The sequence below is a fragment of the Massilia sp. BSC265 genome, from assembly GCF_000740675.1.
Taxonomy (GTDB): Bacteria; Pseudomonadota; Gammaproteobacteria; order Burkholderiales; family Burkholderiaceae_D; genus Telluria.
This window is the reverse complement of the sequence record NZ_JPXI01000030.1, coordinates 91,750-107,989: the sequence shown is the minus strand read 5'-3', so window position 1 is coordinate 107,989 and position 16,240 is coordinate 91,750. Positions and strand designations below refer to the sequence as shown.

The window sequence follows — 16,240 nt, the reverse complement described above, 5'->3', positions numbered from 1 at the left end:
TGCAATGAGCTTTAGAGGAGCCCGTGCTCCTGCAGTTTCTTGCGCAAAGTATTCCGGTTGATACCCAGCATCTGCGCAGCGTGCGACTGGTTGCCGTCGGCGCGCGTCATGACCACTTCAAGGACCGGCTTTTCGACCGTCAGGACCATCATGTCGTAGATGTTCGTCGGCTTCTGCTCGCCCAGATCGTTGAAATAGTCCTCGAGGCTTTTCTGGACGACTTCCTGGATACTTTCTTTGCTCATGTTCTCTGCTGCTTCATCCTGGTTAATGATTGCTCGCCACGTTTTTTGGCGCAGCGTGTCCCCGTCTTATTCTGATTCTTGTGACTGCTTTGTATGCTGCTATTACCTGTACTTATGCTGCCATCGCCGCATCGACCACATGCGCGGCAGGATGAGCGGGGCGGTATTGTAACCGCTCGCCGTGCCGGAGTTGCGATTTGAAAAACGCGTCGACTGCTGCCAGTTGCTCGGCGGTCGATTCCAACAGGTTCATGCCCTGGCGGAATTCTTCCCCGCCCGGCAAGTCCTGCACATACCACCCGATGTGTTTACGGGCGGTGCGCACGCCGACGTACTCGCCATAGAAGGCATAGTGCGCCGGCAGGTGTTCGTTCATCAGGCCGCGTACTTCTTCGACCAGCGGCGCCGGCAGATGCTCCCCCAGGCGCAGGTAGTGGTCGATCTCGCGGCAGATCCAGGGCCGGCCCTGGGCGGCGCGGCCGATCATCACGGCATCGGCGCCGGTGTAGTCGAGCACGTACTTCGCCTTTTCCGGGGTGGTGATGTCGCCGTTGGCGACCACCGGGATGCCGACCGCCGCCTTGACGGCGCGGATGGTGTCGTACTCGGCCTCGCCCTTGTAGCCGTCGGCGCGGGTGCGGCCGTGCAGGGTCAGCATCTGGATGCCGGCCTTTTCGGCCATGCGGGCGATGCGCAGGGCATTCCTGTTCTGGCGGTCCCAGCCGGTGCGGAATTTCAGGGTGACGGGGACGTCGACGGCCTCCACCACGGCATGCAGGATGCGCTCGACCAGGTCTTCGTGCTGCAGCAGGGCCGAACCGCACCAGCTGTTGCAGACCTTTTTCACCGGGCAGCCCATGTTGATGTCGATGATCTGGGCGCCGCGCTCGACGTTGAACTTCGCGCAGTCGGCCAGGTCTTTCGGGTCGGCGCCCGCGATCTGCACCGCTTTCGGTTCCATTTCCCCCGCATGGTCGGTGCGGCGCGAGGTCTTTTCGCTGGCCCATAGGCGCGGGTTCGAAGCCGCCATCTCGGACACCGCATAGCCGGCGCCCAGCTGCTTGCACAGCTGGCGGAACGGGCGGTCCGTCACTCCGGCCATGGGGGCGACGAAGACATTGTTACGCAGGATGTATGGACCGATTTGCACAGCGGAAAAGTCTCGAAAGTTTCTCGGGGAACCTATTATTTTACCTCAATCGCTGCTCAAAATAGCGGCAGAATTTTTTTGGATTGTTGCGTGTGTGATATTGGCAGGGGTGAAGAGTGGGGGTAGCGACTACGTCAGATCATCCAACACCGCCGGCTGCAAGTGAGAAACCTCGCCCCAGCTTACCAAGCGCAGCACGCCCTCCTCCATCACAAACCGGTTCACGCTCGCATTCAGCACCTTAAAATCGCGCGGCGTCTCCAGCGACAAGCCGAGCGCGGCCCGGTACGCACACTCCAGCACCCCGCCATGCGCCACCAGCGCGATGGTCTTACCTGGATGCGCCGCCGCATGCTCTGCGATCGCCCCGGTCACCCGCTCGTAAAACTCGCGGAAGCTCTCGCCCCGGTTTGCACCGGGCGGCAGCACGCCATCGACGTCGCGCGCCTGCCAGGCCGCGAACTCGAGCGGAAAGCGTGCCGCGATCTCGCTATACAGCAAGCCCTCAAAACCGCCATAGCAGCGTTCGCGCAGCGCCGGCTCAATGTCCACCTGCGTGCCGATCTGCGCCCCGCGCGCGCGGGCAATGGCGTCAGCGGTCTGGCGCGCACGCTGCAGGTCGCTGGAAACGATGTGGTCGATCCGCTCGGCCGCAAGTGCGGCGCCCAGCAGGGCGGCCTGGCGCTCGCCCTCGGCGTTGAGGGCGATGTCGAGGTGGCCCTGGAGGCGCTTCTCGGCATTCCAGGCGGTCTCGCCATGGCGGATCAGGAGGATGGTGGTTGGCGCTACTGCGTTGTTTTTGGAAAGCATGAGGTCCGCTCGCCCGAACCTCGGGGCAAGTGTTAAGTTATCAAAGTTGCTACCACTTCAGGATTCAGCGAATACACGCCGAAGGTACGCGCTTCGTCCAGGATATGCCCGTGGATCGCCAGGCGCAGTTCCGTCCCGGCAAAGCGGCCGACCAGCGGCAGGCGCGGGATGTCGAGGGCATACAGCGTAAACACGTAAGTATGCACGCGCTCGTCGTTCCAGGGCGGGCACGGGCCATCATACCCGTAATACTCGCCCGCCATGGTCGGGTCGTTCGCGAACCAGCCGGTGTAGTCGTTGATGCCCTGGCGCAGCTGGTGCTCGGTGCCGTTCTTGATCGTGAACGGTACCAGCGGACCCGGCTTGCCGTGCGGTGTGACCATGTCGGAAAACATGCCCTCGGACAGCGATTTCAGACAGACCGGGATGTCCACCAGCGACCAGTGGAAGAAATCCACCCGCGGCAGGGAGGCTGGCACGGTCTTGCCCTCCTGGTTGACGTCGTCGCCGACGGACGGCACGTCAGGGTCATGGCAGATCAGCACCAGGGACTTGGTGCCGGCAGGCACGTCGTCCCAAGCGAGATGCGGATTGCGGTTGTCGGACAGCCTGACGTGGCTGTCGGGATCGCCCACCGCAAACGCACAGTGCGGCGGGATCGGCCCGCCTTCGGTAAATGAATCGCTCCAGATTCGCATACGTCCTCCCAGCCGTTGATATTATTGACCCTTGTCGACGGCGGGGGTTTCAGCGCTGCACACCACCTACCGCGACAGGATCAACCTGCAGCCAGAAAGTGACGGGACCATCGTTGATGAGTGAAACTTTCATGTCCGCGCCGAATCTGCCGGTCTCGACAATGCCATGGCGTTCGCGGGCTTGCCGCACCACATGGTCGAACAGGCGCCGCCCGTCCTCCGGCGCGGCGGCCGGCGAGAACGAGGGACGCGTGCCCGACTTCGTATCGGCAGCCAGCGTAAACTGCGGCACCAGCAGCAGGCCCCCTAGCGTGTCCGTGATGCTGCGGTTCATCTTGCCGGCCTCGTCGGAGAACACGCGGTAAGCCAGGAGCTTGGCCAGCAGGGCCTCGGCTTCGCGCTCGGTGTCGCCCTTCTCGGCGCACACCAGCACCATCAGGCCGGCTTGAATCGCACCGACGGTTTCGCCGTCGACGCGCACGCTGGCTTCGCTGACGCGCTGCAGAAGACCGATCATGCGAGCGTCACACGGGCAAACTTGCGCTTGCCCACCTGCATGACGAAGGTGCCGGCGTCGACCTGCAGCCCCTTGTCGCTGACGACCGCGCCGTCGATGCGCACGCCGCCCTGGTCGACCATGCGCATGGCTTCCGAGGTCGAGGCGCACAGGCCGGCTGCCTTCAGCAGCTGGGCCACGCCCAGCGGCGCGCCGGACAGCGCTACTGCCGGCACGTCGTCCGGGATGCCGCCCTTCGAGCGGTTGACGAAGTCGGCCAGCGCATCCTCGGCCGCCTGGGCCGAGTGGAAGCGTGCCACGATTTCCTTGCCGAGCGCCACTTTCGCATCGCGCGGGTTGGCGCCGCCAGCCACCTCGGCCTTGATGTTCCGGATGTCGGCGATCGAGCGGAAGGACAGCAGGTCGTAGTACTTCCACATCATGTCGTCCGAGATGCTCATCAGCTTGCCGAACATCGTGTTGGGCGCTTCGGTGATGCCGATGTAGTTATTCTTCGACTTCGACATTTTTTCGACCCCGTCCAGGCCCTCGAGCAGCGGCATGGTCAGGATGCACTGCTGTTCCTGACCGTAATCTTTCTGTAACTCACGGCCAACAAGGAGGTTGAACTTCTGGTCTGTGCCTCCAAGTTCCAGGTCTGCATGCAAAGCGACCGAATCGTAGCCCTGCATCAGAGGATAAAGGAACTCATGCACCGCAATCGGTGTCCCACTCTTGTAGCGCTTGGTGAAATCATCGCGCTCCATCATGCGGGCGACGGTATAACGTGAGGCGAGCTGGATCATGCCGCGCGCGCCCAACGGGTCGCACCATTCGGAGTTATAACGAATTTCCGTGCGCGCGGCGTCCAGCACAAGGGAAGCCTGGCGGAAATAGGTCATGGCGTTTTCCTCGACCTGTTCGCGGGTCAGCGGCGGACGCGTGGCATTGCGGCCCGAAGGGTCGCCGATCATCGAAGTGAAATCGCCGATCAGGAAGATCACCTGGTGGCCGAGGTCTTGCAGCTGGCGCATCTTGTTCAGCACCACGGTATGGCCAAGGTGCAGGTCAGGCGCAGTCGGGTCCAGGCCCAGCTTGATGCGCAGCGGCTTGCCCGACTGTTCGGAGCGCGCCAGTTTCTGGGCGAATTCGCTTTCGATCAGCAATTCATCGACACCGCGCTTGGCAATGGCCAGGGCCTCGAGCACCTTGTCCGTCAACGGCAGGGGGGCGGAAGAATTCACCGGAGCACCGCTACCGGACGAAACATTGGAAGTCATATATGCGAGTTAAGTATTCGTGTAGGAAGTTTGCCAAGATGGTTGTAGGACCAGTTCTTTTGGTATAATTCACGATCGTTTTTAAGTTTCCCGAAGAAAACTTTGCAGAACGATAAGAAACGGGATCCTGAAAGTTCAGCCGCAAATTTTAACTGATTGCATGAACCCTATACATAAAATCACTGGCAAGAGCCTGCTCCAGCTGCTGCCCCGAACTCGCAAGGCGCGTATCATCGGCGCCGGCGCCGCGCTCCTGAGCGTGTGTGCCTTCGGTGCAGTAGCAGTGGCCCCGATCGCTCCCGATGCGGCAGACATGCCGGTCAAGTCGATCGAACAGGACCTGGAACTGCCGAACCTCGCAGACCAGATCGCCGCCCTCCAGCAAGCCGAGCAGCAGTTCATCCACGAAGAACGCATTCGCCCAGGCGATTCGCTCGCTTCCCTCTTCACCCGCCTTGGCGTCAACGACGCCGACGCCCACAAATTCATCCGCACCGACAAGACCGCGTGCCGCCTGCTGTCGCTCAAGACCGGCAAGCGCGTCCAGGCCGAAACCGATGAAAATGGCCTGCTGCTGTCGATGCGCGCCACGATCACCGACGGCAAGGCCGGCGATGCGCGCCAGATCACGGTCGAGCGCCAGGGCGAGAAATTCGTCGCCACCGATGCTCCGGCCAAGCTGGAGCGCCGTGTCGAGATGCGTTCGCGCGAAATCACCACCTCGCTGTATTCCGCGACCGATTCGAACGTGGACGGCGGCAGCATGCCGGACTCGGTGGTCGGCCAGATGATCGAGATGTTCTCGACCAACATCGACTTCCGCTCGGACCTGAAGCGCGGCGACCGTTTCAGCGTCGTCTACGAAACCTTCTGGCTCGACGGCGAACTGGTCAAGACCGGCCGCATCCTGGCAGGCGAATTCGTGAACCGCGGCGTGGCTTACCAGTCGGTCTGGTACGAAGACCCGGTCACCAAGCAGGGCGGCTACTACAGCCTGGACGGCAAGGCACTCAAGAAAGCCTTCCTGAAATCCCCGCTGCAGTTCTCGCGCATTTCCTCGGGCTTCTCGATGCGCGTGCACCCGATCTCGGGCAAGTGGAAACAGCACAAGGGCGTCGACTACGCCGCCTCGACGGGCACGCCGATCCGCGCGGTCGCCGATGGTGTCATCGACTTCGCCGGCAACAGCGGCGGCTACGGCAACCAGGTCGTCCTCAAGCACTGGTCGAACTACAGCACCGCTTATGCCCACATGAGCCGTTTCGCCCCGGGCATCCGCAAGGGCAGCAAGGTCAGCCAGGGCCAGATCATCGGCTATGTCGGCTCGACCGGCTGGTCGACCGGCCCGCACCTGCACTACGAGTTCCGTGTCGCCGGCCAGGCGCAGAATCCGGAAAAGTTCAAGTCGCTGGCACAGCAGCCGCTGAGCCAGGCGGAACTGAACCGCTTCCGCATGGCCGCCGCCGAGATGAACCACCGCTTCTCGCTGCTCGCACCGAGCGGCAACGCGATGGCGGCACGCTAAGCCCCTCCGACTCCCCTCAACGCCCCGCCGCATCGTGCATGCCGCGGGGCGTTTTGTTTTCCCATATCGACAATACGAGGGGGCGAACCGTGCTCAGGCTTCTCAGCCTCATCCTGCTCATCCTCATCGGCGCACCATCGAGTGCCCAGCAGGCTTTTCCCTTCCATAACAAAGCCGGGCAGCTTCCCGGTTGGTTTTCGCGTGGTGGAGCAAGTGGACCCGAGCCGCAGCTATCCTTCGACCGCGCCGCAAGGTACGCGATGGAGCACGTCTATTTCGGCACCAGCTACCTGCGCCTCGATCCGCTCGACTTCAGCGACTATACCCGCGATGAAGTGGCCCAGTCCTATGCCCTGAGCGCGCGCTATGTCCTCAACTTCCTGAACGGCGCCTTGAAGGGCGACAAGAGCGGCTTCGCCTACCTGATGAAGAAACCCGAACAGCTCGGCATGCCGCGCCACAGTGTCGACAGCCAGTTCTTCGCGGCGCGTCCGTGATCGCATATTTATATAGACAGGAGACCAGATGAAACCCGTTTTCGCCACCGCCTCGCTGTGCCTGGCCCTGTTCGCAAGTGCGCCGCGAGATGCTTTTGCGGAAAACCCGGCGGAAAGCCGGCAACAGATCGAGGCAGTGATCAAGGCCTTCGGCTCGGGCAAGCGAGAAAGCTTCACTGCCCGCTGTTCATCCTGTCGCAGGTCTCGCGGTCGAGGATCGCCCGAATTGCCGCGGTGAGGGGATGGGCAGCGGTATGGTGTTGGCCATAGCCCAGGTTGAAGGCGTAGTCGAAACCGGGCGGGTTCTTGCCCTGGTTGTGCTGCAGCACGGTTTCCAGCTTGTCCAGGGCCTTGGCCAGCCGCGCTTCAGGCGTCTCGGCCGCGTCGTACTCTTCCCATAGCGACATCACCTGGGTGCGCAGCGGCGCGTCCAGTGATGCGGTCAGCTCCAGCATGTCCTGCCGTTCCTGAAGCTGCTTGGCTTCCTTGTCCACTTGCGCAACGGCGGGAATGTCGCCATGAATTGCTTCGCCGAGGTCGTGCACGATGCACAGCTTGAGCAGCCTGAGCATGTCCACGCCCGGCAACTGGTCTTCGAAGGCCAGCGCCAGCAGGCATAAGCGCCAGCTGTGCTCGGCCGTGCTTTCCGAACGGCCGCCCGCGGTATGGCCGCTGCGCAGCGTGTCCTTGAGCGCCTCGGCCGCCTTCAGGAAGGCTAGCCTGCCTTGTATTAACTGCTCGTCCATGTCCTGAAAGATACCACGGGCGGCCGCGTCGAACTCCACCAATTCCCGCAGTCCGCGTGGGCCAGCGGCTTCCGCTTTTTGGCTCGACCGTTTAGACTGCATGACCGGCAAGTCCGCACCAGGATTGCCTATTCCATTCGAGAGAACATGAGCGAGACCTCTTCCCTGATCATCGGCCTGATGTCCGGCACCAGCCTCGACGGCGTGGACGGCGTGCTGGCCGACTTCGCCGGCGACAGCATCCGCAGCATCGCAGCCGCCTTCACGCCCTTCCCGCCCGAACTGCGCAGCGAGCTGATGGCCCTGCAGGCCACCAGCGAGAACGAACTCGAGCGCGAAGCGCTGGCCGCCAATGGCCTGGCCCTGTGCTACGCCGACTGCGTGCGCCAGTTGCTGCCGTCCAGCCCGGGTCCGGTCGCGGCCGTGGCCGTGCACGGCCAGACCATCCGCCACCGCCCGGAACTGGGCTTCACGCGCCAGACCAACAACCCTGCCCTGCTGGCCGAACTGACCGGGGTCGATGTGATCGCCGACTTCCGCACCCGCGACATCGCGGCTGGCGGCCAGGGTGCACCGCTGGTGCCGGCTTTCCACGAGGCCGCCTTCGGCAAGCCGGGCACGGCCCGCGTGGTGGTGAACATCGGCGGGATCGGCAACATCAGTGTGCTGCACGGCGACGGCCGCGTCACCGGTTTCGATACCGGTCCCGGCAATGTGTTGATGGACCTGTGGATTGGCCGCCACCTCGGCAAGGCCTACGATGAAGACGGCGCCTGGGCCGCCAGTGGCGCCGTCTACCTGCCGCTGCTGGATGCACTGCTGGACGAGCCGTTTTTCCGCCAGCCGGCGCCCAAGAGCACCGGCCGCGACCTGTTCCATGCGGGGTGGCTCGATGCAAAGCTGAAGGACTTCGGCGCACTTGCAGCGCAGGACGTGATGGCAACCCTGACGCGCCTCACGGCGGTGACGATCGCCGACGCCATCCGCGGCGAACATGCGGCCGTGGATGCGGTGTACATCTGCGGCGGCGGCGCCTACAACGCCACCCTGCAGCGCGAGATCGGCACGGCGCTGGGCGGGGCATTGGTGCAATCGACGGCGGCGCTCGGCATCGCGCCGAACCGGGTCGAGGCGCTGGCCTTCGCCTGGCTGGGCTACCGCTTCCTGCAGCGCGCGCCGGGTAACCTGCCGGCCGTCACCGGGGCACGCGGCCTGCGCATCCTCGGCGCCCTGTATCCGGCATAAGCGCCGGCGACAACGACAAAAGGCCGGCATGTGCATGTCGGCCTTTGAAAGGAACGGCCCGGATGCACCGGGCCGTCGGCTGCCCGGACTAGCGGGCGGCCTGGGGGACTGATGGTCGTACGGAGGCCGTCAGTGCCGTACGGAGGCTGTTACGCGGAGAACGACGAGCCGCAACCGCAGGTCGAGGTGGCGTTCGGGTTCTTGATCACGAACTGGGCGCCTTCGAGGTCGTCCTTGTAGTCGATCTCGGCGCCGACCAGGTACTGGTAGCTCATCGAGTCGATCAGCAGCTGGACACCGTTCTTTTCCATCGTGGTGTCGTCTTCGTTGACAATTTCGTCAAAGGTGAAGCCATACTGGAAGCCGGAGCAACCGCCGCCCTGCACGAACACGCGCAGCTTGAGGTCGGGATTGCCTTCTTCCTCGATCAGCTGTGCAACCTTCTGTGCGGCGCTGTCGGTGAAGTTGATCGGGGTCGGGATCGTGTCGTGCTCTTGCACTTCGGCGACTGCGGTCATGAAACACTCCTGGTGAAAATACGCGAATTACGCTATGCGGCCATTATAGACCGTTGGCGCAACTACTGCTGGAACTCGCCTGCTACCCGGCCGTCAGGGAAGGCTCGGCGTCGGCCAAATGAAACACCGGCTCGCCCGCGGGTTCGTGCGTCAGTTTCCCGGTCACGAGGGCGCCGCCATGCATTTCAAGCAAACGGTAATGTACATCACCATGTATGCGGCCTTTCGGCTGCAATTCAAGAAGTTCTGACGAATATACCGATCCGGCGATATAGCCGTTGACCACCAGGCTGGCGCAACGCACCTCCCCCTCGATCCGCGCATGCTCCGACACGATCAGCATGCTGTCGGCCCCTTCCGCCGCGACCACGTTGCCGTGCACCTCACCGTCGATGCGCAGCCCTCCGGTGAAGCACAGGTCGCCCTCGATCCGGGCCGAGATACCGACCAGGCTGTCAATCTCGCTTTTTACTTGTCGACCGAACATGTTCCACCCCTTCCAGTAGGACGCCGGCACGCCATCGCCGGGCGCTGTAATCAACCTGTGCATCGGTCAATTTACCGTTCTCAACAAGAGTGGCCTTGATCTAGATCGCTTGGCGCGGAGTGTTGCCAAAATGCAGGAAAGGAAGGGGACGCCGCGCGGGCAAAGCCGCGCGGCGGGAGGGAAAGATTACGGCAGCAATGCGACCTGCTTCAGGCCGGTGGCTTCGTCGAGGCCGAACATCAGGTTCATGCACTGCACCGCCTGGCCGGAGGCGCCCTTGACCAGGTTGTCCTGCACCACCAGGATCACGACAGTATCGCCGCCGTCCGGGCGGTGCAGCGCCAGGCGCAGCATGTTCGAGCCGCGGGTCGAGCGGGTTTCCGGGTGCGAGCCGAAGGGCATCACGTCCACGAACTCGCTGTCCTTGTAGGTCTCCTCGAACAACGCCTGCAGCGCCGCATCGTCGATGTCCTTGGTAAGGCGCGCGTACAGGGTCGCGTGCATGCCGCGGATCATCGGCACCAGGTGCGGGGTGAAGATCAGGCCGACTTTCTGGTCGGTGTAGCGCGCCAGCTGGGCCGAGGTTTCCGGGGTGTGGCGGTGGCCATGCACGCCGTAGGCCTTGAAGTTGTCGCTCGCTTCCGAGAACAGCGTGCCGATCTCGGCCTTGCGGCCGGCGCCCGAGACGCCCGACTTGCAGTCGGCGATCAGGCTGCCCGCGTCGATCAGGCCGGCCTTGAGCAGCGGGACGAAGCCGAGCTGCATGGTGGTGGGGTAGCAGCCCGGGTTGGCGATCAGGCGCGCGTTCTTGATGTCCTCGCGGTTCAGTTCCGGCAGGCCGTACACGGCCTCCTCGATCAGCTCGGGGGCGGTGTGCGGGATCTTGTACCATTTTTCGAACGTTGCCTGGTCCTTCAGGCGGAAGTCGGCCGCCAGGTCGATGACCTTGACGCCGGCCGCCAGCAGCGCCGGCGCCTGGGCCATGGCGACGCCGTGCGGGGTCGCGAAGAACACCACGTCGCACTGGGTCAGGTCGGCCTTGTCCGGGCTCGAGAAGGCCAGGTCGACGACGCCGCGCAGCGATGGGAACATGTCGGCTACCGGCAGGCCGTCTTCCTTGCGCGAGGTGATCGCGGTCAGCTGCACGTCGGGGTGCACGGCCAACAGCCGCAGCAATTCCACGCCCGTGTATCCGGTTCCGCCAACAATGCCAACTTTGATCATGTTTCTTCCTTCGGTAATGGTGAAAAGGCCCCTTCCGGATCCCTCCTCCGGGACGAGGCTGCAATTTTAACAGCCTTGTACGGAGCAGGCTTCGCCGCGGCCGCGTTTCCTCCGCGTGCCAAGGACTATAATTTCCTAATGAAAATAACCACGTCGGATGGATGAGCATGCTGTCGATCGGCGAACTGTCGAAACAGACCGGCGCCAGCGTACGTTCGCTGCGCCACTACGAACAGGCCGGCCTGCTGGCATCAAGCAGGGGGGCGAACGGCTACCGCCGCTTCGACCCGTCCGCGGTCGGCTTCGTCGAACGCATCCGCATCCTGCTGCGCAACGGCTTCACGCTGGAAGAAATCCGGCCCGTGGTGTCGATGCTCGGAGCGCAGCCGCCCGACCTGCGCAGCATCTGCCCCGAGGTGATGGCCCTGTATCGCGTCAAGCTGGGCGAGCTCGACGGTCGCATCGCGTCCTTGCAGCAGATCCGCGCCAGCGCCGCCGCGCGCCTGGCCTTCCTCGAAGCGCAACAGCGGGACGGCGGACCTTGACTATCGCCCCGTACGGTCGAGCCTGACCGGAATCGGATGCGCCGCGGTCTCGGCGTCCCAGGTGAGCGACAGCACGCACCAGCGGGTGCCGTCGTGCAGCAGCTGGAAGCTGTTGACGCCGCGTACCCGCACCGGGCCGTCCGGTCGGTCGCGGGTTTCGTAGCTGCTGTAGACGTGCGCCAGATGGCCCCAGTCCTGCACCTCGTGCGCGATCTCGCGTTCGTAGAAGCCGCGGTGGCCGAGCAGGCGCTCGTTGAGGTCGGCGAACTGGCGCGGCGTCTGGGGCGCGGCGAGGAAGCCGGCCGTTCCGTGGGTGGTGGCCGTCACCAGCGCGCCCGGTGCAAACAACTTGTACATCCGCTCCCAATCCTTTTTCGCGCCGGCAGCTCCCGAGACGATCTCGTACAGGGCCTGCACGACGGCCTGGGGCGAGCGCCCGTCCGGATGGTCCTGGACCGGGCCGCAGGCCGGGGCGGCCCCGAGCGGATTGTCCTGGGCCAGGGCCGGGAACGCCAGCGCCCAGGCAAGCAGCGCGGCGGCAAGGGAAAAGCGGGTGGACATTGCGGTGTTCCTTTCGTAGAAGCGCAGTGCGCGGAAACACCATGCTGCGGGCTGACGCTAGTGGCAGGGTCAAGCGGTTTTTCACGTGCAAAAAATATTTGCACTCCTGGCACCACATGCAAATATTATTTGCGTGCTGCGCTGCAGACCAAAACTTCGCACGTTTGCCATCGTGTTTGCACAGTTGGCTGGCTGAGTCAACATGGCTCCCTGAACGCGCCCTCTTGATGCTGCTGCGCTTGCGCCCGGCGTTCCGGGTACCCTAGGCCGTGCCGCGCGCGCCGGCCCCGGTATGGAGTTCGGGATAGTAGAGCGCGTGCGCTTCCAGCGTGGAGCGCACGCCGACCTGCTCCGCATGCTCGTCGAGCCAAAGGCTGGCGGCTTCCCGGCCGGCCTCGTGCATCTGCAGGATAAAGGGCCACTCGACATTGAACTTGCTCGATATGTCCAGGTTCGACAAGGTGCCGTTGCCGCTGATCAGGTGCAGGCGCATGGGTGCGGCATGCACCTGCTCGCCGTGCTCCTCGTCGACCAGGGCGCCCAGATGCTGGATGGCGCTCACTTCGCGGATGAAGCTGACGTTGAAGGCGACTTCGGTGACACGGTTGCTGATATCGGCCACGTTTTGCGGCAGCTGGTTGCGCGCGATCGGATTGTTCTGAACGATCAGGATGTCGGCTGAGCCGCCATCGTCCGCCAGCGGCGACAGCGCCGGATTACCGACGAAACTGCCATCCCAATAGGCCTCTCCGTCGACCTCGACGGCGGCGAACACCTGGGGCAGGCAGGCTGATGCTGCCACCCGCCGTGCGTCGAGCTCGTCGCGCACGAATATCTTGGCCCTGCCGGTGCGGATGTTGGTGGCGGGGACATACAAACGGATCTCCTCGCAGTTGCGCACCCGCTCGAAGTCGATCAGCGCGGACAGCAGGGCCTGCAGCGGATTGGCTGCCACGGGGGCAGCCCCGGGCGCCAACATGCCGCTCATCATTTGCAGCAGGTGGTAGGCGGGCGAAGCCTGCATCGAGCCGGCACCCGCCAGGTAGTCCATCGGCGTGCGCCGTAGCGGGCTGAACATATGGGTGCCGCTGAGCGCCTGCCAGAAGCGCCGCAGCGCCTGGCGTGCACCCTCGCGCCCGCCGCCGCGCGCATAGCCATCCGCCAATACCGAGGCGTTGATCGCGCCGCCGCTGGTCGCGCTGATGGCGGTGATGTCGAAGCGGCCATCCTCGAGGAGGCGGTCGAGCACGCCCCAGCCGAAGGCGGCGTACGCGCCGCCGCCCTGCAGGCCCAGGCTGATTTTTCTGTTGGCATTCGTCACGGAGGAACCTTCGGCAGATGGGAGCATCAGCCCAGTCTACTCCGGGGGCACGGGAATCGACGCGCGCCAGCCAGGTATGCCTTGCCCGCGTCAACCCGCCTTGCCGGGCCAGGCGGACAGCGCCTGCCCGGCCACTGCCTGCAGCATCTCGCGGCTGAAGCCGGCCTTGACCTGCACCGCGATCCCGTGCGTCACGGCCATGATGAAAGCGGCCAGCGCAGCGGGCTTGGCCGATGCCGGCAGATCCCCTTCCGCCTGCGCACGCTCGAAGCGCTCGCGCAGCCGCGCCTCGCCCTGGGCGCGGCATTCGATCAGCGCCTGGCGTACCGGCTCGGCATTGTCCGATCCAGCCAGCACGCCGTTCACGCCGAGGCAGCCGCGCTGGTCCTCGAACATCGTATTGAGCTCGACCGTCCGGTGCAGGACGTGGGCCGCCACCTCGCGCGAGGTCGGCAGGACGAGGGCTTCCGGGATGAAGGCCAGGTAGCGCTCGTTATAGCGGGCCAGCGCCTGGCGGAACAGGGCTTCCTTGTTGCCGAAGGCGGCATACAGGGCCGGCCTTTCCACCCCGGCCGCCTCGGTCAGGTCGACATAAGCCACTGGTCGACCGCGTGATCGACCATTGCGGCGGCTCGACATCCTGGTCAACAATGCGGCCATCGCGGTGCAGGGCAAGACCGTCGACGATCCCGCCCTCGACCCACCCAACCTGGACCGCCGGTGGCAGATCAACGTGCTGGACACGGTGGCCCCACGCGCGCCGCGGCCCCACGGCTGGCGGACGGCGGCCGCATCATCTTCATCGGCTCCCTGCCCGGCACCACGGTCCCCTTCCAGGGCGCCGCCGACTACGCCGGCACCAAGGCGGCCCTGATCGGCTATGCGAAGGGCGTCGCCCGCGACCTCGGCCCGCGCAACATTACCGCCAACGTGGTCCAGCCCGGCGTCATGCCGACCGACATGTCGGCCGACGTGCTGGGCGACGAGGTGCCCGCCGCGCTGCTCGACCTGCACCCGGTCCGCCGCATCGCGACGCTCGAGGAAGTCGCCGGCGTGATCTGCTTCCTCGCCGGCCCGCACGGGGGCTACACCACCGGCGACGTGATCAGCGTGTCCGGCGGACTCGGCATCTGACGCAGGCCCGCCAGCAAAGGAGCAGCAATGCACACACGATTCGATACGCCATCGACCGTCGGCGTCCCGGCACCCTTGGCCGACGGCGCCAGCTCGTATGCGCTCGCCCCGGACAGGGGCGCGCGATTGTGGACGACAACCGCGGAATGGAGCGGCGCGGCATGACCACCATCGGCATCGTGGCGCAGGCGAAGTCGGCGGCCAGATCGCGCGCGCCGCCATCGCCAGCGGCTACCGGGTTGTCATCGCGAATTCGCGCGGCCCGGAAACCCTGGCGGCGCTCATCGAAGAACTGGGACCGGCGGCGCGTGCGGCAAGCGCTGCCGGCGCGGCGGACGCTGGTGAAGTCGTCGTCATCGCCGTGCCGCTCAAGCTGGCGAACGACATGCCCGTGAATGAACTTGCAGGCAAGATTGTCCTGGACACCAATAACTACATGGCCTGGCGCGACGGACACTTCCCGGCCGTCGAGGCGGGAACGAAGACGGTGTACGAACTGCGCCAGGAGCATTTGCCCCGGTCAAAGGTCGTGAAGGTATTCACGCACATCCAGGCGTTGGCGAATAAGGATGAATTTGGCGGTGCCTTACGCGGGGGTGCATGAATCGCTTGAAATTGCGGCACAAAAACAAAAAGCCGCCCACCTTGCGGAGGACGGCTTCTGCAGCAGCACCCGGAGGCGCTGCCAGACAGCAGTGAAACGAATTAACGCTTCGAGAACTGCTTTGCGCGGCGTGCTTTACGCAGGCCGACTTTCTTACGCTCGACTTCACGGGCGTCACGGGTGACGAAACCGGCACGTGCCAGGTCGCCCTTGAGGCCTGCGTCGTAGTCGATCAGAGCGCGGGTGATGCCGTGGCGGACGGCGCCTGCCTGGCCCGACTCGCCACCACCGTGCACGTTGACCTTGATGTCGAAACGCTCGACGTTGCCGGTCAGTTCCAGCGGCTGACGGATGACCATCAGGCCGGTTTCGCGCGAGAAGTATTCCGATGCCGGCTTGCCGTTCACGATGATCTGGCCGGTGCCGGCCTTGATGAACACGCGAGCGACTGCACTCTTGCGACGGCCGGTGCCGTAGTTGTAGTTACCGATCATGTCAGTTCCTTAGAGGGTCAGTGCTTGTGGTTGCTGTGCTGCGTGCGGGTGGGTGGGTGCCTTCCGCGTACACTTTCAGCTTCTTGATCATGGCGTAGCCCAGCGGGCCCTTCGGCAGCATGCCTTTGACAGCCTTTTCCAGGGCACGGCCCGGGAAGCGCTGTTGCATTTTCAGGAAGTTGGTTTCGTAGATACCGCCCGGGTAGCCCGAGTGACGGTAGTAGGTCTTCTCGGTGGCCTTGGTGCCGGTCACGCGGAGCTTGCCTGCATTGACGACGATGATGTAGTCGCCGGTATCGACGTGCGGAGTGAACTCCGGCTTGTGCTTGCCGCGCAGTCGGAGTGCCACTTCGCTGGCAACACGTCCGAGGACCAAGTCCGTCGCGTCAATCACAAACCAGTCGCGCTGGACTTCATGGCCCTTAGCGGAAAAAGTTTTCATGTTGACTTCCTAATAGGTTAAATGCTCACTGTGGTGGTTCCGCCCTTGTTGCAGCGGACTCTGCCTTATTATCTTCCCCGAGCAAAGGGAAAGCCCACGATGATAGCCGAACAGCGGCCAGCCCGTCAATGCGACGATCACGGCCTGTCGCATTTTCCGCCCGCTTGTCTGATCTATTCCTTTCTTCTGAGACAAAGCGTTCCCGGCTCGCATAAATT

Annotated in this window: 20 protein-coding genes and 1 pseudogene; 6 read left to right on the top strand and 15 right to left on the bottom strand. The window is 64.1% G+C overall.

The features are described 5' to 3' along the window. Positions 1–11: 11 nt before the first annotated feature. From MA09_RS10300 to tyrS, 6 genes are all read right to left on the bottom strand, one after another. The gene (locus MA09_RS10300; protein WP_027865797.1) at positions 12–245 is read right to left on the bottom strand and encodes a helix-turn-helix domain-containing protein; all 234 of its coding nucleotides are present in this window, start codon (positions 243–245) and stop codon (positions 12–14) included. Positions 246–357: 112 nt separating this feature from the next. Continuing rightward, complete coding sequence (gene dusB, locus MA09_RS10295) at positions 358–1,395, bottom strand: tRNA dihydrouridine synthase DusB (protein WP_081897536.1); 1,038 nt, start codon at positions 1,393–1,395, stop codon at positions 358–360. Positions 1,396–1,524: 129 nt separating this feature from the next. After that, positions 1,525–2,205, bottom strand: coding sequence for a histidine phosphatase family protein (locus MA09_RS10290; RefSeq protein ID WP_036247787.1), 681 nt, complete (start codon positions 2,203–2,205; stop codon positions 1,525–1,527). A gap of 32 nt (positions 2,206–2,237) precedes the next feature. Next, positions 2,238–2,903 (bottom strand): YbhB/YbcL family Raf kinase inhibitor-like protein, encoded by a 666-nt coding sequence (locus tag MA09_RS10285; protein WP_036247785.1) that lies wholly within the window; start codon positions 2,901–2,903, stop codon positions 2,238–2,240. A 49-nt stretch (positions 2,904–2,952) separates the two neighbouring features. Then, a complete protein-coding gene (gene dtd / locus MA09_RS10280; RefSeq protein WP_036247782.1) occupies positions 2,953–3,420 on the bottom strand; it encodes a D-aminoacyl-tRNA deacylase in 468 nt (155 codons plus the stop codon). Next, positions 3,417–4,679, bottom strand: coding sequence for a tyrosine--tRNA ligase (gene tyrS, locus MA09_RS10275; RefSeq protein ID WP_036247781.1), 1,263 nt, complete (start codon positions 4,677–4,679; stop codon positions 3,417–3,419). The genes dtd and tyrS overlap by 4 nt, the downstream gene beginning before the upstream one ends. Before the next feature lie 160 nt (positions 4,680–4,839). Here tyrS and MA09_RS10270 point away from each other — a divergent pair, with 160 nt between their 5' ends. Continuing rightward, positions 4,840–6,204, top strand: a complete 1,365-nt coding sequence (locus MA09_RS10270) for a M23 family metallopeptidase (RefSeq protein WP_036247778.1) — start codon at positions 4,840–4,842, stop codon at positions 6,202–6,204. Between the two features lie 89 nt (positions 6,205–6,293). Beyond that, positions 6,294–6,701: a hypothetical protein gene (locus MA09_RS24555; RefSeq protein ID WP_152594617.1), complete on the top strand. Its 408-nt coding sequence runs from the start codon at positions 6,294–6,296 to the stop codon at positions 6,699–6,701. Between the two features lie 173 nt (positions 6,702–6,874). Here MA09_RS24555 and MA09_RS10260 read toward each other — a convergent pair whose 3' ends face one another. Further along, positions 6,875–7,447 (bottom strand): HD family hydrolase, encoded by a 573-nt coding sequence (locus tag MA09_RS10260; protein WP_036248014.1) that lies wholly within the window; start codon positions 7,445–7,447, stop codon positions 6,875–6,877. Between the two features lie 147 nt (positions 7,448–7,594). Here MA09_RS10260 and MA09_RS10255 point away from each other — a divergent pair, with 147 nt between their 5' ends. Further along, positions 7,595–8,692, top strand: a complete 1,098-nt coding sequence (locus MA09_RS10255; RefSeq protein ID WP_036247774.1) for an anhydro-N-acetylmuramic acid kinase — start codon at positions 7,595–7,597, stop codon at positions 8,690–8,692. A 149-nt stretch (positions 8,693–8,841) separates the two neighbouring features. Here the strand turns inward: MA09_RS10255 and erpA are convergent, their stop codons facing one another. The 3 genes from erpA to argC all read right to left on the bottom strand — a co-directional run bounded on the left by erpA (position 8,842) and on the right by argC (position 10,921). After that, positions 8,842–9,210 carry an iron-sulfur cluster insertion protein ErpA gene (gene erpA, locus MA09_RS10250; protein WP_036247772.1) on the bottom strand — a complete coding sequence of 123 codons (369 nt, stop codon included), beginning with the start codon at positions 9,208–9,210 and terminating at the stop codon, positions 8,842–8,844. An 82-nt stretch (positions 9,211–9,292) separates the two neighbouring features. Further along, on the bottom strand, positions 9,293–9,697 hold the full coding sequence (locus tag MA09_RS10245) for a polymer-forming cytoskeletal protein (protein ID WP_036248012.1): 405 nt from the start codon (positions 9,695–9,697) through the stop codon (positions 9,293–9,295). A 186-nt stretch (positions 9,698–9,883) separates the two neighbouring features. Continuing rightward, positions 9,884–10,921: an N-acetyl-gamma-glutamyl-phosphate reductase gene (gene argC / locus MA09_RS10240; RefSeq protein ID WP_036247770.1), complete on the bottom strand. Its 1,038-nt coding sequence runs from the start codon at positions 10,919–10,921 to the stop codon at positions 9,884–9,886. Positions 10,922–11,082: 161 nt separating this feature from the next. Between argC and MA09_RS10235 the strand changes: the two genes are divergently transcribed. Then, the gene (locus MA09_RS10235) at positions 11,083–11,466 is read left to right on the top strand and encodes a MerR family transcriptional regulator (RefSeq protein ID WP_081897535.1); all 384 of its coding nucleotides are present in this window, start codon (positions 11,083–11,085) and stop codon (positions 11,464–11,466) included. Here the strand turns inward: MA09_RS10235 and MA09_RS10230 are convergent, their stop codons facing one another. From MA09_RS10230 to MA09_RS10220, 3 genes are all read right to left on the bottom strand, one after another. Continuing rightward, positions 11,467–12,027 (bottom strand): hypothetical protein, encoded by a 561-nt coding sequence (locus MA09_RS10230; protein ID WP_051933357.1) that lies wholly within the window; start codon positions 12,025–12,027, stop codon positions 11,467–11,469. It abuts the gene before it with no gap. Positions 12,028–12,289: 262 nt separating this feature from the next. Continuing rightward, on the bottom strand, positions 12,290–13,375 hold the full coding sequence (locus tag MA09_RS10225) for a patatin-like phospholipase family protein (protein ID WP_229440652.1): 1,086 nt from the start codon (positions 13,373–13,375) through the stop codon (positions 12,290–12,292). A gap of 63 nt (positions 13,376–13,438) precedes the next feature. Beyond that, positions 13,439–13,948, bottom strand: coding sequence for a TetR/AcrR family transcriptional regulator (locus MA09_RS10220; RefSeq protein ID WP_229440650.1), 510 nt, complete (start codon positions 13,946–13,948; stop codon positions 13,439–13,441). A 120-nt stretch (positions 13,949–14,068) separates the two neighbouring features. On the opposite strand from MA09_RS10220, the gene MA09_RS10215 reads away from it, so the two are divergent. Together MA09_RS10215 and MA09_RS10210 are read left to right on the top strand one after the other, a co-directional pair. Continuing rightward, on the top strand, positions 14,069–14,482 hold the full coding sequence (locus MA09_RS10215) for an SDR family NAD(P)-dependent oxidoreductase (RefSeq protein ID WP_200883059.1): 414 nt from the start codon (positions 14,069–14,071) through the stop codon (positions 14,480–14,482). 97 nt (positions 14,483–14,579) lie between these two features. Then, positions 14,580–15,086 (top strand): NADPH-dependent F420 reductase, encoded by a 507-nt coding sequence (locus MA09_RS10210; RefSeq protein ID WP_200883058.1) that lies wholly within the window; start codon positions 14,580–14,582, stop codon positions 15,084–15,086. A 101-nt stretch (positions 15,087–15,187) separates the two neighbouring features. Here MA09_RS10210 and rpsI read toward each other — a convergent pair whose 3' ends face one another. Both rpsI and rplM read right to left on the bottom strand, forming a co-directional pair. Then, positions 15,188–15,580, bottom strand: coding sequence for a 30S ribosomal protein S9 (gene rpsI, locus MA09_RS10205; RefSeq protein ID WP_005667904.1), 393 nt, complete (start codon positions 15,578–15,580; stop codon positions 15,188–15,190). Between the two features lie 9 nt (positions 15,581–15,589). Continuing rightward, positions 15,590–16,022: pseudogene (rplM, locus tag MA09_RS10200) on the bottom strand (50S ribosomal protein L13). Positions 16,023–16,240 lie beyond the last annotated feature (218 nt).

What these genes read in the sequence shown, in the direction of transcription:
- rpsI (WP_005667904.1), bottom strand. Translation starts at nt 15,580, where the DNA reads ATGATCGGTAACTACAACTACGGCACCGGCCGTCGCAAGAGTGCAGTC.
- MA09_RS10300 (WP_027865797.1), bottom strand. Translation starts at nt 245, where the DNA reads ATGAGCAAAGAAAGTATCCAGGAAGTCGTCCAGAAAAGCCTCGAGGAC.
- MA09_RS10255 (WP_036247774.1), top strand. Translation starts at nt 7,595, where the DNA reads ATGAGCGAGACCTCTTCCCTGATCATCGGCCTGATGTCCGGCACCAGC.
- MA09_RS10245 (WP_036248012.1), bottom strand. Translation starts at nt 9,697, where the DNA reads ATGTTCGGTCGACAAGTAAAAAGCGAGATTGACAGCCTGGTCGGTATC.
- MA09_RS10290 (WP_036247787.1), bottom strand. Translation starts at nt 2,205, where the DNA reads ATGCTTTCCAAAAACAACGCAGTAGCGCCAACCACCATCCTCCTGATC.
- argC (WP_036247770.1), bottom strand. Translation starts at nt 10,921, where the DNA reads ATGATCAAAGTTGGCATTGTTGGCGGAACCGGATACACGGGCGTGGAA.
- tyrS (WP_036247781.1), bottom strand. Translation starts at nt 4,679, where the DNA reads ATGACTTCCAATGTTTCGTCCGGTAGCGGTGCTCCGGTGAATTCTTCC.
- MA09_RS10235 (WP_081897535.1), top strand. Translation starts at nt 11,083, where the DNA reads ATGAGCATGCTGTCGATCGGCGAACTGTCGAAACAGACCGGCGCCAGC.
- MA09_RS10230 (WP_051933357.1), bottom strand. Translation starts at nt 12,027, where the DNA reads ATGTCCACCCGCTTTTCCCTTGCCGCCGCGCTGCTTGCCTGGGCGCTG.
- erpA (WP_036247772.1), bottom strand. Translation starts at nt 9,210, where the DNA reads ATGACCGCAGTCGCCGAAGTGCAAGAGCACGACACGATCCCGACCCCG.
- MA09_RS10225 (WP_229440652.1), bottom strand. Translation starts at nt 13,375, where the DNA reads ATGCTCCCATCTGCCGAAGGTTCCTCCGTGACGAATGCCAACAGAAAA.
- MA09_RS10260 (WP_036248014.1), bottom strand. Translation starts at nt 7,447, where the DNA reads ATGGACGAGCAGTTAATACAAGGCAGGCTAGCCTTCCTGAAGGCGGCC.
- MA09_RS10270 (WP_036247778.1), top strand. Translation starts at nt 4,840, where the DNA reads ATGAACCCTATACATAAAATCACTGGCAAGAGCCTGCTCCAGCTGCTG.
- dtd (WP_036247782.1), bottom strand. Translation starts at nt 3,420, where the DNA reads ATGATCGGTCTTCTGCAGCGCGTCAGCGAAGCCAGCGTGCGCGTCGAC.
- MA09_RS10285 (WP_036247785.1), bottom strand. Translation starts at nt 2,903, where the DNA reads ATGCGAATCTGGAGCGATTCATTTACCGAAGGCGGGCCGATCCCGCCG.
- MA09_RS10210 (WP_200883058.1), top strand. Translation starts at nt 14,580, where the DNA reads ATGCGCTCGCCCCGGACAGGGGCGCGCGATTGTGGACGACAACCGCGG.